Below are 16,693 nucleotides of genomic sequence, written 5' to 3' on the forward strand. Positions count from 1 at the left end.
TCAGAGGAATTTTATATGAAGGAAATCTATATCATATGCCATATGATGTCCACGGTGGACGGCAGGATTATATCTGCCAACTGGGGCAGTAAAAACGAGTGGCAGGATTATTCAGAGGTCTACAACCGGATTCATGAATCCTACAATACCCAGGGCTGGATATGCGGACGTGTGACCATGGAAAATGACTTTTCCGAAGGTGCGGTCCCGGAGCTTTTAAAAGCCCCTCATGATCTCGTACGAGAACCTTTTATAGCTGACCGGGAGGCTACTTCATTTGCTATTGCCATAGACGCAAACGGAAAGCTCGGCTGGCCCGGCAATGAGTTGGGCGGAGATCATATCATCAGCATATTAACCGAGAAAGTTTCCGATGAATACTTATTTTACCTGCAGCGTAAGGGCATATCTTATCTTTTTGGCGGTAAGGATGAAATTGACCTGGCCGCGGCGCTCCTGCAATTGTCAGTGCATTTCGGCATTAAGAAACTGATGCTGGAAGGCGGCGGCAGTATCAACGGAGCCTTTCTCGCCTCCGGTCTTATCGATGAGCTTAGTCTGCTCCTGATGCCGCTGGCCGACGGGGCAAAAGATACCGCTACAACGTTTGAAGTTGCACCGGGCTTCGGGAAAGACCAGGCTGTCCGGATGTACCTGAAAGAGCTGCGGAGGCTCGACGGTGATCTTATCCATTTAAGCTACGTATTTGATAAAAAGGACCTGTAGTACAGTGAAATAAAATCAGTTCCTGCCGGAACTTGTAGATAACAGGTAATAGGGTTTCTTTAAATTTGAAATGTTACAAGGAAAAATAATGAGTAAAGAAGTAAATGTCAGAGATTTCGAACAGGACGGCTTTATCGTTTATGAAGTAGGCGAAGAAACGGATACTGTCAGGGCTTACAGCCGGAAAGCTTTTTACAAAATCTGTATGATGACGGGACAGAACAAGATCGAATACGCAGACCGCGGTATTCTGACAAAGGGTACCACACTTTTTTTTGGTACACCCCATATCCCGTACTCATGGGAGACCATCAGTGAGAATCAGACGGGTTTTTGTTGTCTGTTCACTGAAAGTTTTCTGAAACTCAACAACCGCTCCGAAAGTCTCCAGCAGTCACCGCTGTTTAAGGTTGGCGGTTCCCCTATTTTTTTCATAGAAAAGGAAGCGAGGAAGTTTCTTTCCGAAATGTTCCATCAAATGATCGGGGAGTACCGCAATGAATATGTATTCAAAGACGACCTGATGCGCAACTATATCAACCTGATCATTCATGAAGCGCTGAAGATGAATCCGCCTGATACTTATTTTCAGGTAAAAGATGCGTCTTCACGTATAACAGGTTTATTTCTGGATCTGCTGGAAAGACAATTTCCCATAGAAAGTCCCCGCTCTCCTTTAGTGCTTAAAACACCGCATGATTACGCCGATGCGTTGTCGGTCCATGTGAACCATTTGAATCGTTCTGTTAAAGAGATCACCGGAAAATCGACTTCCAGAAATATCGCTGAGCGTATAGTTTCCGAAGGAAAGGAGCTTTTGAGGCGAACCGACTGGAGTATGTCTGATATCGGGTTTGCTTTGGGGTTTGAATACACCTCTTATTTCAACAGCTATTTTAAACGATACACAGGAACAATACCAAAATTCTTTCGCGGAAAGGTTGTTCCGCAATTATAAAACGAGCCATATCCCTTTTGAGATATGACTCGTTTTTAATATTTCCCGGTCAACCGTTTGTTATATATGAACAATACTGTCTTTACCGGACGGAACCTTCCATATTTTCCCTTTCAGGGCGCGGGCCGCCATTAACGCCGCAAGGAATAAAACCAGGCTTCCCAGGCCGAAGGTTCCTTTAATTCCCGTCTTGTCAAAGATAAGCCCGCCAAGTCCGGCACCCAGGGTTATCGCTAATTGTGTGGTTGCAACCAGGATGCTTCCGCCGCTTTCCGCTTCGTCGGGGATGGCCAGCGTTAACCATGTCGGCCAGCCAACCTGAACGCTGCCGAAAGCAAGCCCCCAGAAGGCTATACATAGTGAGGCAGCAATCATATTGGCCCCTGAAAAAATAAGCAGGGCTGTAAAAAAGCACATGGAAAACGGTGCCAGAGCCATTGTCGCTGAAAACTTTCTGTCAAGCATAAATCTGGCGATTAACGCCCCGATGAAATTAGCCAGCCCGTAGCAGAGCAAAATGATCGTCAGTGTGTTAACATGAACATTGGTTATGTTTTCTAAAAACGGGCGTAAATAGGTAAAGAATATCGCGTAACCCGCAAAAGCGAACAATACGCCCAGCATGCCTTTTTTAACCAGGTCATGGTTCAGCACGTCTAACAGTGTCCTGAATTTCGGAGGGCTGGCAGGTGGCATGGACGGGAGGGTGACGGCCTGCCAGATCAGAGAGAGCCCTCCCAGACCGGCTACCAGCAGAAATACATTTCGCCATCCGATCATACTGCCAAGGAAACTTCCCAGCGGAGCCGCCAGTACCGTAGCGATGGAAACAGACGCATAAACAATGGACAGGGCTTTCGAAATCAAACGGGGCGGCACTAAACGCATCGCGGTTGCCGTGGACATTGCCCAAAATCCTCCGACCGCTATACCCAGCAAAATCCTTCCGGTGGTTAAAACGAGGAAGGAGGGGGCAAATGCTACCAGTATATTAGAAAAGATCTGTAAAACGGAAAAGAATAAAAGGACCCATCTTCTATCGATCTTTCGGGTGATCATCGCTATAAACAAACTGGAAAACATGGCAATGAGCGCCGTTATTGAAATGGCCTGCCCTGCAGTTCCCTCAGTTATATGAAGGTCTTTGGCAATCGGCGTAAGTATGCTTACAGGCAGGAATTCCGAAGTTATCAGACCCGCGACAGCCAGTGATACAGCGTAAACCGCCGGCCATTTTGGCTCTTTGCTTGCTTCTGTTGAATCGTTTTCTTTCATTTTATTAATTATGTTGCGAGCCTCATAAGGGGCTGTAATAGGGAAATAAAAATTGTAACCTGACATTCGGTCACTTTTTGCCTGGAATTTCATCCGGTCCCCGAAAATCATGGATAGTGATTTATGCTGTTCTTAAAAGCCTGATATCTTTCTGATTAAATATTTTTATCAGCGAACCAATGAACCTCCCTGCAACAGCAGGGAGGTTATAAACAGGAGTCATATGAACCGGCGATCAGGACCGCCGGCATTCTGTCTGTTCTTAAAACAAATTCCTTATACTGTTTACACAGATTGTACATCGATGACGTAACGGTAGCGGGCTTTTTTATCGAAGACCTTTTGCCATGCGTCATTGATTCCGTGCATCGGGATCTTGATAATTTCGGGTTTGATATTGTTAAGGGCGCAGAAATTAACCATGTCCTGTGTTTCCCGGATCCCGCCTGTATTTGACCCTGCAATAGCGTTCCGGAACAGAACAAGACTCATTTGACCGGTCTCTATGTCGTCAGTAACCTTGCCTACACCGACACGACAAAAGACCGCATCCCGTTTAAGCAAAGGAATAAAAGGTTTGATATTGTGTTTATACGGAATCGTATCCAGCGCAAAGTCAAATGAATTTTTATAAGCAGCATAATCGGCTCCTTCTTTGTTGATGACCACGTTTGCCGCTCCGAACCTTTTGGCATCCTCCACCTTATCAGGAGAAGTTGTAAAAACAGTTACTTCCGCACCTAATGCTTTGGCAAGTTTTACAGCTATATGTCCTAATCCGCCCATACCAAGAATAGCCACTTTCATACCGGTGGTCACTCCCCATCTGAGGAGCGGGGAATAAACCGTAATACCGGCACACAGAAGCGGACCAGCCTCCGCAAGATCCATAGCATCAGGAATATCGATCACGAAATCCTCGTCAACGACCACAAAAGTGGAATAGCCTCCCTGTGTAATGGAGCCGTCCCTGTCTTTTGACCCATAGGTCTGCGTATTTCCGTTCAGGCAATAATTCTCATGGCCTGCCTGGCACTCCGAACAATGTCTGCAGGAATTGACCATTGAGCCCACACCAACGCGCGCGCCGACAGTAAATTTGCTGGCACTTGATCCGACAGCTACTACTTCTCCGGCAAGTTCATGACCAACGATCTGCGGAAATTGAATTTTTCCCCAATCTTCATGTACAGTATGAATATCAGAGTGGCAGACACCGCAATAGTGAAGTTTAATCGCTATATCTTTTGGCCCCAGGGCCCTGCGTTCAAAAGTCATCAGTTTGAGCGGGCCATCAGGAGAATAGGCTGCCATCCCTTGTGTTGCGAAAGGGCCTGAACCATTCCTGCTGCTCACACCTGTACTGTTTTTCTTAGTTGTCTGCGCATCGGCGGATGGAGGGAAAAACAGGCCGCCGGCAACCAAACCTGCAGTAGATATTGCTGACGCAGTGAGAAAATCTCTGCGGCCCATTTCTCTTTTTTTGTTATTTTCCTGATTGCTTTTATCATTTTCCATAATATATGTTTTAGGAGTTATTTCATTGTTTTATATCAATGACGTACCGGAATTTCACTTTGTCTTCCGTCATATTCTGATATGCCCTGTTTATTTCAAACAGCCCCTGCTTTTGTTATTTCAATGTCTCAGAAATTAAATGGTTGCTGCATCAATGACATAGCGGTAGCGAGCCTGTTTACTTAAAATCTTATCCCAGGCATCATTGATCTGGTCGGCTTTGATAAGCTGTATCTGAGGATGAATTTTGTTATCGGCGCAATAGTCAATTACCTCCTGGGTTTCAGGGATACCCCCGATAAGTGAACTGTTATAATTTACCCTGCTCACACTTAATGCTAAATTGTTAATGGTTACTTCAAAACCAACGGGCATCCCTACCTGTGTATAAGAACCTCCTCGTTTTACAACGGCTGAATATGCCGCTATATCGTATTTTGCCGGAATCGTGGCAATCACATAATCCATTTTTCCTTTGTAAGGTTTTAACTTAACGAGGTCGTCAACGACAATAGCTTCTTTGGCGCCAAATGCCAGGATATCCTTTACTTTATCCGGTGAGGTCGTGAACGCATAAACATCAGCACCTTTAGACACCGCCAGTTTTATGGCTAAATGTCCTAATCCTCCTATGCCGGCAACACCGACTTTGTCACCTCTTTTGAAATCAGCATTCATCAGTGGTGAATAGGTTGTGATGCCTGCACAAAGCAACGGGGCAGCTTCCTGCAGACTGATATGATCCGGTATATGGACGGCAAAATGTTCTTTTACCACAATATTATTGGAATACCCGCCCTGTGTAATGCCTGAAGGCGAGGTTTTATCCGGGTTACCGTAAGTAAACAATGTGGCATTGTTATCGCAATATTGCTCTTCGCCATGAGTACAGCTTTCACAAGTCATACAGCTGTCAACCATACAACCTACACCGGCTTTGTCACCTATTTTGAATTTGGTGACGTTTTTACCGACTGCGGAAACAACACCCGCGATTTCGTGACCCGGAACCTGAGGATATTGCTGTGTTCCCCAATCACCACGCATCTGGTGGATATCGGAATGACAAATGCTGGCGAATTTAATATCGATTAAAATATCGTTATCTCCGACGGGCCGGCGTTCAAACTCCCAAAGACTTAATTTCCCGGATTTGTCCCGGGCGGCATAGCCTTTTGATTTGATATTTTTAGCGGCGGAGACTGCTGCTGCACCCGGAGCTGCAAGAACGTTTAATGTATCTGCGAGCATCAGGCCCGCACCCGCGACTGCGGTATGCTGTATGAATTTTCTGCGGGATTGATTGTTGTTATCTTCTTTCATATCTGATGTTTATTTGCTTTAAGTTTTTATGATTCGTTTAAAGGACCCGTAGTTTTACGGTTTACTTCCCATCAGGAGCTCCGGGACAGCCGGCTCCTGATTTTCAGGAGTTTTCAACAGGGACCTTACATATACAAAGTTCGCGAGAATCCAGGGGGCTAAATAATAGGAATCAAATAGATTATTAACGATTTCAAACTATTTGGAAAGAGCGGGAAATTTGAGGACCAAGGCTGGTACTTTTCTTCAGTGGTTCCTTTTAAACTAAAATGCCGTTCAGCCGATTTCAGGAGGATTGAGAATATGGTCTGATTTTACGCTGACTAATATAATGCTCAGTACAATAATAACAAGGCCGGATAGCTTCTATGTATTCTGCAGCTTGTTCCCGGTAATTTTGCATCTGACAATATTCATCAGATATATTTTCTGTAAATAATGGTAATCAAACAGAAAATTAAAGATTTCAATCTTCATGAAAACAGTTAAAGCGCCCCCCCCCGCCAGACTTGAAGATGTCTGTGCTCCGGGTGTGAAAATCTTCTTGTTGGATTGCCCGTTCACGATTATCCCCTTCAGGCTGAAGCCCATAATTAGATTTGTAAGTAATTGTTTGATATCGTTAACTTTATGTTTGATTCATATAATCTTTCCTACGATAGTATTTACGACCTTTAAATTCTTTTTTACTCAAAAGGACAAGCGATTTCATACTTAACTTAACTGATATGTTAACCTTAAATATTAATGGAAAAGAGCAGCAGGTTGCTGCTGATCCTGATATGCCTTTGTTGTGGGTCATTCGTGATCTGCTGGGCCTTACCGGGACAAAATTCGGTTGCGGTGTGGCCCAGTGCGGTGCATGTACAGTTCACCTGAACGGAGAGGCTGTCCGTTCCTGCGTAACCAAAGTCAGCCGGGCTGCCGGACAAAAGGTTACTACAATAGAAGGCTTGTCTCAAAACAATGATCATCCTTTGCAGCTGGCCTGGGCAGAATTTGATGTTCCGCAGTGCGGCTACTGCCAATCGGGGCAACTCATGTCAGCCGCCGTTTTGCTGCGCGAAAACCCAAATCCGACAGATCAGGACATAGATGATGGGATGTCGGGCAATATCTGCCGTTGCGGAACCTATCCCCGGATCAGAGCCGCTATACATAAGGCTGCCCAGCTGCAGCGGGAAGGAGCTAAATCATGAACAGACGTAACTTTATACAGTCCGGCGCCGTTTTGGGCGGCGGCCTATTGATCTCCTTTACAATACCAAAAGCCAATAAGCTGGCTGCTTTGGCGGGAAAAGCTGATGAGACAGCTTTCGCGCCTAACGCATTTTTGAATATCGCAACAGACAACAGTATTACGGTCTATCTCAGCCACGTAGAAATGGGGCAGGGAATCTGGACAACGCTGCCCATGCTGATAGCGGACGAACTGGATGTTGATTTGCAGCGGATCACCGTTAAACACGGCCAGGTTAACAAGGCTTTTAACCATGTTATTTACGGTGTACAAATTACCGGGGGCTCAAGCTCCACCTGGTCAGAATTTGACCGGTACCGCAACGCCGGCGCAACCGCACGTACATTACTGATGCAGACAGCTTCTGCGCGTTCAGGCGTTGCGCTGGAAAATTGCAAAACCGAAGCGGGGTTCGTTATTGCAGGCGGCAAACAGTATGCTTACGGCGATTTGGCGGCGGATGCCGCAAAGTTACCCGTACCTGCAAAAGTGACCCTGCGTTCGCCCGATACCTGGAAATACATTGGTAAGGGACAACGCCGTCTGGATGCCCGTGTAAAAACCAACGGATCTGCCCAATTCGGCATGGATGTGCAGTTTCCCGGATTGCTGACCGCGGTGGTGGCTCATGCACCTGTTTTTGGCGGCAAAGTCGTATCATTTGATGCCGCTAAGGCGAAAACTGTTCCCGGCGTCAGACAGGTAGTTCAGATCCCTACCGGAGTAGCGGTAATCGCCGATCACTTCTGGGCAGCCCAGCAGGGCAGGAAAGCTTTGAAGGTCACCTGGGATCATGGCTCCGGTATCAATCTTAATACAACGGCACAAACCGAAGCTTACCGTAAACTGGCCGCAACGGATGGCCTCCAGGTGCAGCAAAAAGGAGATGTAAAAACAACGTTTGCCAAGGCAGTGAAAACAATTTCAGCAGAATACGTTTTTCCTTACCTGGCCCATGCACCTATGGAGCCGCTGAACTGCACTGTTAAAATTGAAAAGGACAGTTGCGAAATATGGTGCGGAACGCAGCTGCCGGGCGGAGATCGGGCTGCTGCAGCAAAAATCCTTGGATTTAAACCCGAACAGGTCAAAGTAAATGTACCCTTTCTTGGCGGAGGCTTTGGCCGCCGTGCTACTCCGGCTTCCGATTTTGTTTCGGAGGCTGTTCATGTCGCCAAGGCAAGCGGTAAACCGGTAAAAATGGTATGGACACGCGAAGATGATATGAAGGGTGGTTTCTACAGACCTTTCTATGTGCATAATGTCAGGATCGGCGTAGATAACGAAGGTCTTCCTATAGCCTGGAACCATAATATCGCCGGACAGTCAATCATGGCGGATGCAGCGGTGCTCTTTGGCCCGCCACCTGCGATAGACGACACTACCGTAGAAGGAGTTAAAGGCTCGCCTTATCTTGACGGGATAGCCGATCATTTTGTCGGCCTGCACACTACTAAGGAAGTTGTTCCGGTTTTATGGTACCGTTCTGTGGGCGGCACCCATACCGGCTATGTGATGGAAACACTGATCGATGAGCTTGCGCACAATGCGGGGCAGGACCCGGTGGAGTATCGCCGCAAGCTGCTGAAAAACCATACCAGACACCTGGCCGCGCTTAACCTCGTGGCTGAAAAGGGGGGCTGGAGCCAGCCTGTACCTGCAGGGCGATTTAAAGGAGTGGCCGTACATGAAGCTTTTGGCAGCGTTGTAGCCATTATCGCTGAAGTAAGTGTTGACAATGGCCTGGCGCATGTACATAAAGTGGATTGCGCTATTGAATGCGGCCTGGCGGTAAACCCGGAAGGTGTAAAGGCACAAATGGAAAGCGGTATCATTTTCGGCATGTCGATGGCTACATACGGTAATCTGACGATTGTGAACGGGCAGCTGCAACAGAATAATTTTTACGACTACCGCATTACAAGGATGTACGAGGCCCCGCAGATCAATGTTTACATTGTGGACAGCAAGGAAAAAATGGGCGGTGCAGGAGAATGCGCCGTACCGCCAACAGCACCGGCCATTGTCAATGCCATTTTTGCGGCCACCGGAAAACGGATTTACAATTTACCTATTATTAACACCAGACTCGAACAAAAGGTATGAAAAAGCTAATCATTATCACGATCATTTTATTTATATCCTGCATGGTATTACTGTCGTTTAAGGAGACGGCTGCACCGCACCCAGATCATGAAGTAGTATTGCGCAAAGACAGCGTCGCTTCTGTTAAAGCCTTTGCACAGGTATATACCGTATTAATGAGCACACGCTGTATGAACTGCCATCCGGCCGGGGATATACCGCTGCAGGGGGACGATAGCCACCTGCACGCTATGTTCCCTAAAAGAGGTATTGACGGCAAAGGTGTTTATGCCATGAAGTGCGCCAACTGTCACCAGCCCACCAATACCCCGGGACTACACACGCCTCCCGGCAATCCAAACTGGCATCTGCCGCCGGCAGATATGAAAATGGTTTTCCAGGGAAGAACGCCACGTCAATTGGCCAAACAATTAATTGATCCCAAGCAAAACGGACACAAGGATATGCAGAAGCTGATCGCGCATGCGGATGACGGTTTGGTGGTCGGTGCCTGGAACCCTGGTGAAGGCCGTAAGGGACCGCCAATGAGCCATGCAGCATTCAAGAAGGCCTGGCTGACCTGGCTCAGAACAGGGGCCTATGCCCCCGCTAAGTAATTGTCAGATTCCGAACTGCGATAAATAATAAATTTACCGGTATTTTACCTAATTTACGACTTACAGAAGAGCATGTAATTCTTCTGTAACATATACCATTATATGATAACCAGGAGAATAACTAATCCTTTCTTATTACTGTTTTTAATCACTGTGTGTTTTATCACACCACTTCAAATACAGGCCCAGTCTTCGCTGCAATCATTTCGGCTTCAGCAGGTAAAGTTACTCCCCGGCGTGTTTAATGATGCACAACAAACGGATATGACTTATATGCTGGCGTTGGACCCTGACCGGTTATTAGCTCCGTATCTTACAGAGGCCGGGTTAACACCGAAGAAAAAAAACTACGGGAACTGGGAAAACACAGGCTTGGATGGACATATCGGCGGGCACTACCTGTCCGCTTTATCAAATATGTATGCTTCAACCGGCAACGCCGAAATGGGCAGGCGACTGGATTATATGCTGCGTGAATTAAAACGCGCCCAGGATAAAACAGGAAGCGGTTACCTCGGGGGTACGCCGGGCGGCACGGCCATGTGGAAGGATATCGCTGCAGGAAAAATTGTAGCCGACACATTTGCGCTGAATAAAAAATGGGTTCCGCTTTATAATATTCACAAGCTTTTTGCCGGACTCCGGGATGCCTATATGGTCGCCGGAAAAACACAGGCAAAGGACATCCTCATTCGGTTGACAGACTATATCGACGGAGTTTCCCGGAAATTAACCGACGAACAGATCCAGAGGATGCTTATTTCAGAGCATGGGGGATTAAACGAAGTGTTCGCCGATGTGGCCGTTATTACCGGGCAGGATAAGTACCTGATACTGGCCCGCAGGTTCTCTCATAAAGAGATTTTAAATCCATTGATACAGCACCAGGACCGGCTTGACCGGCTGCATGCCAATATGCAAATCCCTAAAGCTGTAGGCTTTCAGCGGATCTCAGAGGTCGGCGGGGATGCGGACTACGGCAAGGCGGCAGAATTCTTTTGGGAAACAGTGGTCAATAACCGTTCAGTGGTAATAGGCGGTAACAGCGTAAATGAACACTTCAATCCCATGCATGATTTCAGCAAAATGATCACTGATATCGCGGGACCGGAAACATGCAACTCGTATAACATGCTGAAACTGACCCGGCATCTTTTTGAAAAAGGGGCAAACGTTAAGTACATGGATTTCTATGAGCGGGTTTTGTATAATCACATTTTATCGAGCCAGCATCCGGCACATGGCGGTTTTGTCTACTATACATCCATGCGGCCAAGGCATTACCGGGTGTATTCGCAGCCGCAGGTGACCATGTGGTGCTGCGTGGGATCGGGAATGGAAAACCATGGCAAATATGGTGAACTGATCTACAGCCATCAGCAAAAAGATCTTTTTGTAAACCTGTTTATACCCTCACGCCTGAACTGGGCAGCACAGGGACTCGTTCTTTCGCAGCAAACCAAATTTCCTGATGAAGAAACCACACAGCTGATTGTTGAAGCGGTGAAGCCAGGCACTTTCAGCATTAATGTTCGTTACCCTAACTGGGTAAAGGCCGGCAAGCTGGAAATAAAAATAAACGGTGCCAAAGCAGCAGTTGATGCTCAGCCAGGCTCATATGTAAAGCTCAACCGGATTTGGAAGAAGGGGGACAAAATTGACGTACGCCTGCCTATGGAAATTACTACGGAAAACTTACCGGACAGCTCGCATTATACTGCATTCCTGCACGGGCCTATTGTATTGGCGGCAAAGACCGACACAACGGACCTGGATAATCTGATTGCAGATGGCGATCAGTTTGGTGGGTATCGTGCCAGGGGAAAAATGTATCCGTTAGATGCTGCCCCTGTGCTGGCGAGTAATGAACCGGATATTACCAGATATCTTAAACCGGTTGCGGGAAAGGTTCAGACCTTTATTGCGCCGGAATTGATCAGTCCTGCAACATTCAAGAATCTTGAATTGATTCCATTTTATAAACTACATGACGCCCGATATATGATCTACTGGAAAAAAACAGCATCGAATTAATGTCATAATCTGAGAAAATCGGTCATGTACTAAAGTCCCGGCAGCGTTCATGTTTTACAGAACGCTGCAGGAAGATAAAAGCAAATTTTCAGAGCTGATAAATTCATTGATTTCAGTTCGGATTGTCGTTACTTCAGGGGATCATATCCCGGTTTTTTATACAGCTGATCCCAATGGCCAAGGATGTCCGGTTTATATACCTTTTCTATCCATTCATCCTTTTCAATATCTTCAATACTTACCGATATATTGGGCTCTTCGCTGTGAACAGTATTCATTACAGCCTTCGTAATTTCTTCGGCAAGTCTTGCTTTGTCTTCTTTTGACTTGCCGGCTATTTTAACATGAACATGCGGCATTCTTCCTCCGTTGTTTTTGATTACCCGTCATACTGCTGGTCTGTCACCTGTTCCATCCAATCTACCGGTGAACCGTTTTCTTTTTCCTGAATAGCTATATGGCTCACCGCGGTGGCAGCAGTTGCCCCATGCCAATGTTTTTCACCTGGTGTAAAGTATATGACATCACCCTGGTGGATTTCTTCCCTTGCACTGCCTTCACGCTGAACCCAGCCGGCACCGGCAGTTATAATTAATGTCTGTCCGAATGGATGCGTATGCCAGGCCGTACGTGAGCCCGGCTCGAAGGTTACCAATGCCATGGTAACCCGTGAGGGTTCCGGTGGGTTGATAAGCGGATCAATCCGTACTGTTCCTTTAAAGTATTCTGCGGGGCCTTTACCTGAAGGCTGTGAGCCGCTGCGTTTAATTTCCATAATATTTTCTTTTGACAGATGCTAAAATATTTACTGTTTAAAGTTTCGTTCAAAACTGATTTATTGCAGCATCAATAATATAGAGGTATTCTAATATTGATGCAAAGTTATCCTGTAAAGAAGGAAAACTGTTAAAAGCTATCAAACAATACATTAAACAAATCAAACAATTGCATTGAATTTGTTAAACAACTGGGCTAATCAGGCTGAAATAAAAAGACAGTAAGGAGCCGGATGTGTGTTCTTGTAATTCGGTTATAATTCTTCGGGTATTGCGGCCACAGATTCGGGCACACGTGCGGTCAGGCTGTTTATAAAAGCGACAATATCGTTCACTTCCTGTCCCGACAAGTTTACGTTAAGGTTTACTCGGCCCATAATGGAAACCGCGTCTTCCAAATTCCTGACGCTTCCATCGTGAAAGTAAGGATAGGTTTGGGCCGCATTTCTTAAAGAAGGTACTTTAAAAACGTAGCGTTCAGATTCCAGCCCGGTTTGGGTAAATCTGCCATTATCAATGACAGCACTATTAGTAAACTCAAAGTAATCAGCGTAAACTCCGAATTTTTGGAAACTTGATCCGCCAACTGCAGCACCCGAATGGCAGGATACACAGCCTATTTGTATAAAGGTTCTCAACCCATTTTTTTCCTGTGTTGTTAACGCCGAAGTATTTCCGTTTAAAAAACTGTCGAACCTGGATGGGGTAACCAGCGTTCTGACGAAAGCACCGATAGCCTGGGTCGTATTATTGAAAGTGACAGGGTTGCCTTCGCCCGGGTAGGCCGCCGCAAAAAGCCCCTGGTATAATGAGAGAGAGCCTAATTTATTTTCAACGGTGACAGCATCAGGCAGCGCCATTTCAATTGGATTGAGAATGGGCACCCTGGCCTGTTCTTCGGGTGTGTTAACCCGGCCATCCCAGAACTGCCTGAAATGGTAGGCAGCGTTAAAGACAGTAGGGGCATTACGGGTTCCCAATTGGCCTGTGTGTCCGGGCGAAACAGGAAGATTGTCCACGCCATAAGTTGAAAGGTTATGACAGGATGAACAGCTGATACTGTTAGTGAGGGATAACCTTTTATCAAAAAACAGTATTTTCCCCAGTCTTATTTTAGCGTCTGAAAGTTGATTGTTCGCACTTGTAACGGGGTTGGCGGTAATGGCGCTTAAATTTTGGTTTGCCTGGTATATCAGCTCATTATCCGCCTCCGGCGATGACCCGTCCGCGGAGTCTTTACTGCAGGAAACAACAAATAATATAATCACAGTCAACATGGAAACGATAAGTAATGCTTTTTTCATCTTCGCTCATTTTTAATAATTATTTTGATCAGCTATGGTATTGTCATTCGTAACAAGGCCGAAACAAGTTATTTAGCGAAGTTATCCGGCTCAGATTTGCGCTTTTAAGAGTATTCAAACAATTGATTAATTAAATCAAACAGCCTGACCTTTGAAACCCCGTTACGTGAAGATTTTGAGAAAAGCAAACGAGACTGACTGCCGGATACCTGATGAATCATGAATATTGATATTCCATAACCGGGAGGAATATTATGGGACACATGGGGTAGGTAAGCGTGTCGCCTTACCTACCCCATGGTGGGATTTCGAATAATCGCCGAAAAGTAATTTTTATGGATCTACAGCTTAGCAAACGTGGCAATCGTTGTTTCCGGCGCACCTAACTCATCCCAGGTATTTTGTGATTCGAATGTCTCCCGGTTATTCATACTCACCTCACTCATCTTCATCAGATATTTTATCTGCGGAACAAAATTCCCCAGAAACTTTACCAGTTTATACGGGGTAAGTGCTACAGACAGGCGGTCTTTGCTGTAGTTTGCGGCAAATTCTTCTGCTGCCTCTTTCATCGTAAATGCCTGCGGGCCTTGTACAGAATATTCTTTGTTCAATGTGCTGCTGAGATCGAACGCCTTCGCTACCATTTTTCCATAATCACTTCCGGCAATCCAATAGGCTTTGTTATTTACCGGTTGTTTTAAAGCAGCCACCTTGTGACCCCGGATCATTCCGTTGTGAAAGTTCTCCATAAAAGTTGACGGGTAAAAAATGGTATAGGGGAGACCTGCGTTTTTAACGCGGCTTATGCTGCTCTTCTTTCCCCGAAAGACCCACCAGTCACCCTGGTAATTTCTGGCTAAAAATGAAGATAAAAACACGACCTGTTTAATTTTAAGTTCTTTAGCCACTTCAAGGATGTTGTCTAATCCATGCTGTTCAGCATTGAATCCGTTTTCTTTATCTTTGTAAGTATTAGCGATACTGATGTATATGCCATCTGCATGCTGCATGGCATCTTTCAGAGAGAATTTATCCTCTAAATCACCTTTTACAAAACTGACACCTGACGGGAAAATCTTTTTCGCTTTTTCAATGTCTCTTACAAGCGCCTTAACGACAAATCCGGATTTCACCAGTTCTTCAGTTACCGGTTTTCCCAGCAATCCTGTTGCACCGAATACAGTAATATTCTTCATTTTCTTTTAGTTTTTTTAAATAATTTGTCTAAAAGTAGATCAATTGTTCTATTTTTGATAGTAGTCATATAAATATGATATAGTATGGAAAATAAGACTAATGGAATTCCGGGCTATGTGGCGGACTTGGAAGACGTAAATATTTTTGAAAAATGTCCTTTCAATTATGCCATGCAGTTAATTGGCGGTAAATGGAAGCCTGTTGTTCTATATTGTATCAAGCGGGGAGCAAACCGGTTTGGTATGCTGCAAAGGGCCATGCCGGCCATCAGTAAACAAATGCTTACCACACAATTGAGGGAACTGGAGACGGCCGGCCTGATTATTAGAAAAGTTTATGCCGAAGTGCCGCCGAAGGTGGAATACAGCATTTCAAAAAACGGGGAAACGGTATTTCCGGTTTTAGAGGCCATTGAAAAATGGGGACAAATTCAAAGAGACAATTAACTGGAAGTTCACGTAAGCTTAATTATCTTGTTCTATGCCGCTTCCGCTTGATAATTACCCGAATGACAGGCAAAAGAATTAATCCCCGCCAAAAATCCTTCACACCTACAAATCTGCCGTTTAATTCTTACTGAGGATAATCTTTAGTTGTGCTTCATTTTTAAAACTTGTTGCTTCGATTATTTTAGTAAGGAGAATTATGTAAGGTGCAATATTTTCATATCCATATGTTGGTTTTTCAAATAACTATTTTTACATTTGTTCGTATCATGAACAGCATTTCGTTCACAGTACGAACAATTACATATGGCACTTCAAAATGTTTTTTGGACGAGCAATCTGAAATTGCTACGTAACAGAAAGAAAATCAGCCAGGAAGACCTTGCGAGAGCCCTTGATATATCCCGTTCTAAGGTCGCGCACCATGAAAGTGACAACCACACCAACCCTCCTTTAGAAGATCTGTTAAAATTTTCGCAATATTTTAAGATCAGCATTGATAGCTTGTTAAAAGTTGACCTGTCAAAATTAGGGGAGTTGAAATTACGTGAACTGGAAACTGGAAATGACATTTACATATCGGGGGGCAAAATTCGGGTGCTTTCAATTACGGTAACACCCGGTAATAAAGAGAATATAGAATTTGTACCGATAAAAGCAAAAGCCGGTTACCTCGCTGGCTATAATGATCCTGATTTTATTGGTCAGCTTCCTAAGTTTAGTTTCCCTCACCTGGCTGAAAAAAAAACGTACCGTATATTTCCAACGGAAGGTGACAGTATGTTACCAATTCCTGAAAACTGTATGGTGATAACAGAGTATGTGCAGGATTGGAAGATGTTGAACGATACGCCATGCATAGTAATTATGCGTGCTGAGCAACGTTTTCTTTTTAAAATGGTGACTACCCAACAAGATCAATTGCTCCTACGGTCCCTAAATACCCTTTATGAGGATCAGCCGGTATTTGCCGGGGATGTGCTGGAGGTTTGGAGGTATCATAGCCATATTACAGATGTATTGCCGACACAGGAATTGGAAATGATTGAGTTGCTAAAAGCGGTTAATGAAATACGGTCGGACGTAAAACAATTAAAAGCGGAACAACAAAATTAAAAATAAGTAAAAACTTAAATAGGCCGTAAATAAATGCCATTGGGCAACATTGAAATTCTATTTTTGTACGTTTAG

General features: G+C 45.2%; 15 protein-coding genes. 8 read left to right on the forward strand and 7 right to left on the reverse strand.

Annotated features, from left to right (window positions below):
- The first annotated feature begins 15 nt into the window (after window positions 1–15).
- Window positions 16–726, forward strand: coding sequence for a RibD family protein (locus PQ469_RS25375; protein WP_274210178.1), 711 nt, complete (start codon window positions 16–18; stop codon window positions 724–726).
- A gap of 88 nt (window positions 727–814) precedes the next feature.
- Window positions 815–1,684, forward strand: a complete 870-nt coding sequence (locus PQ469_RS25380; RefSeq protein ID WP_274210179.1) for a helix-turn-helix domain-containing protein — start codon at window positions 815–817, stop codon at window positions 1,682–1,684.
- Window positions 1,685–1,744: 60 nt separating this feature from the next.
- Here PQ469_RS25380 and PQ469_RS25385 read toward each other — a convergent pair whose 3' ends face one another.
- The 3 genes from PQ469_RS25385 to PQ469_RS25395 form a co-directional block, all read right to left on the reverse strand.
- Window positions 1,745–3,070 (reverse strand): MFS transporter, encoded by a 1,326-nt coding sequence (locus PQ469_RS25385; RefSeq protein ID WP_274210180.1) that lies wholly within the window; start codon window positions 3,068–3,070, stop codon window positions 1,745–1,747.
- A gap of 174 nt (window positions 3,071–3,244) precedes the next feature.
- Window positions 3,245–4,477 carry an NAD(P)-dependent alcohol dehydrogenase gene (locus PQ469_RS25390; RefSeq protein WP_274210181.1) on the reverse strand — a complete coding sequence of 411 codons (1,233 nt, stop codon included), beginning with the start codon at window positions 4,475–4,477 and terminating at the stop codon, window positions 3,245–3,247.
- Between the two features lie 135 nt (window positions 4,478–4,612).
- Window positions 4,613–5,800, reverse strand: a complete 1,188-nt coding sequence (locus tag PQ469_RS25395) for an NAD(P)-dependent alcohol dehydrogenase (protein WP_274210182.1) — start codon at window positions 5,798–5,800, stop codon at window positions 4,613–4,615.
- Window positions 5,801–6,528: 728 nt separating this feature from the next.
- On the opposite strand from PQ469_RS25395, the gene PQ469_RS25400 reads away from it, so the two are divergent.
- The 4 genes from PQ469_RS25400 (at window position 6,529) to PQ469_RS25415 (ending at window position 11,776) form a co-directional block, all read left to right on the forward strand.
- A complete protein-coding gene (locus PQ469_RS25400) occupies window positions 6,529–6,999 on the forward strand; it encodes a (2Fe-2S)-binding protein (protein ID WP_274210183.1) in 471 nt (156 codons plus the stop codon).
- A complete protein-coding gene (locus PQ469_RS25405) occupies window positions 6,996–9,146 on the forward strand; it encodes a xanthine dehydrogenase family protein molybdopterin-binding subunit (RefSeq protein WP_274210184.1) in 2,151 nt (716 codons plus the stop codon). The genes PQ469_RS25400 and PQ469_RS25405 overlap by 4 nt, the downstream gene beginning before the upstream one ends.
- Before the next feature lie 155 nt (window positions 9,147–9,301).
- Window positions 9,302–9,742 (forward strand): hypothetical protein, encoded by a 441-nt coding sequence (locus tag PQ469_RS25410; RefSeq protein WP_274210185.1) that lies wholly within the window; start codon window positions 9,302–9,304, stop codon window positions 9,740–9,742.
- Between the two features lie 153 nt (window positions 9,743–9,895).
- A complete protein-coding gene (locus tag PQ469_RS25415) occupies window positions 9,896–11,776 on the forward strand; it encodes a glycoside hydrolase family 127 protein (RefSeq protein WP_274210186.1) in 1,881 nt (626 codons plus the stop codon).
- 128 nt (window positions 11,777–11,904) lie between these two features.
- Here PQ469_RS25415 and PQ469_RS25420 read toward each other — a convergent pair whose 3' ends face one another.
- From PQ469_RS25420 to PQ469_RS25435, 4 genes are all read right to left on the reverse strand, one after another.
- Window positions 11,905–12,135 (reverse strand): tautomerase family protein, encoded by a 231-nt coding sequence (locus PQ469_RS25420; RefSeq protein ID WP_274210187.1) that lies wholly within the window; start codon window positions 12,133–12,135, stop codon window positions 11,905–11,907.
- A gap of 20 nt (window positions 12,136–12,155) precedes the next feature.
- Entirely contained in the window at window positions 12,156–12,551 is a 396-nt protein-coding gene (locus PQ469_RS25425) for a (R)-mandelonitrile lyase (protein WP_274210188.1), read from the reverse strand.
- A gap of 255 nt (window positions 12,552–12,806) precedes the next feature.
- On the reverse strand, window positions 12,807–13,856 hold the full coding sequence (locus tag PQ469_RS25430) for a cytochrome-c peroxidase (protein WP_274210189.1): 1,050 nt from the start codon (window positions 13,854–13,856) through the stop codon (window positions 12,807–12,809).
- Between the two features lie 341 nt (window positions 13,857–14,197).
- The gene (locus PQ469_RS25435; RefSeq protein WP_274210190.1) at window positions 14,198–15,055 is read right to left on the reverse strand and encodes an SDR family oxidoreductase; all 858 of its coding nucleotides are present in this window, start codon (window positions 15,053–15,055) and stop codon (window positions 14,198–14,200) included.
- Window positions 15,056–15,139: 84 nt separating this feature from the next.
- On the opposite strand from PQ469_RS25435, the gene PQ469_RS25440 reads away from it, so the two are divergent.
- A complete protein-coding gene (locus PQ469_RS25440; protein ID WP_274210191.1) occupies window positions 15,140–15,502 on the forward strand; it encodes a winged helix-turn-helix transcriptional regulator in 363 nt (120 codons plus the stop codon).
- 306 nt (window positions 15,503–15,808) lie between these two features.
- Complete coding sequence (locus tag PQ469_RS25445; RefSeq protein ID WP_274210192.1) at window positions 15,809–16,618, forward strand: XRE family transcriptional regulator; 810 nt, start codon at window positions 15,809–15,811, stop codon at window positions 16,616–16,618.
- The last annotated feature ends 75 nt before the right edge of the window (window positions 16,619–16,693 follow it).

It is taken from the genome of Mucilaginibacter sp. KACC 22773 (assembly GCF_028736215.1).
Taxonomy (GTDB): Bacteria; Bacteroidota; Bacteroidia; order Sphingobacteriales; family Sphingobacteriaceae; genus Mucilaginibacter.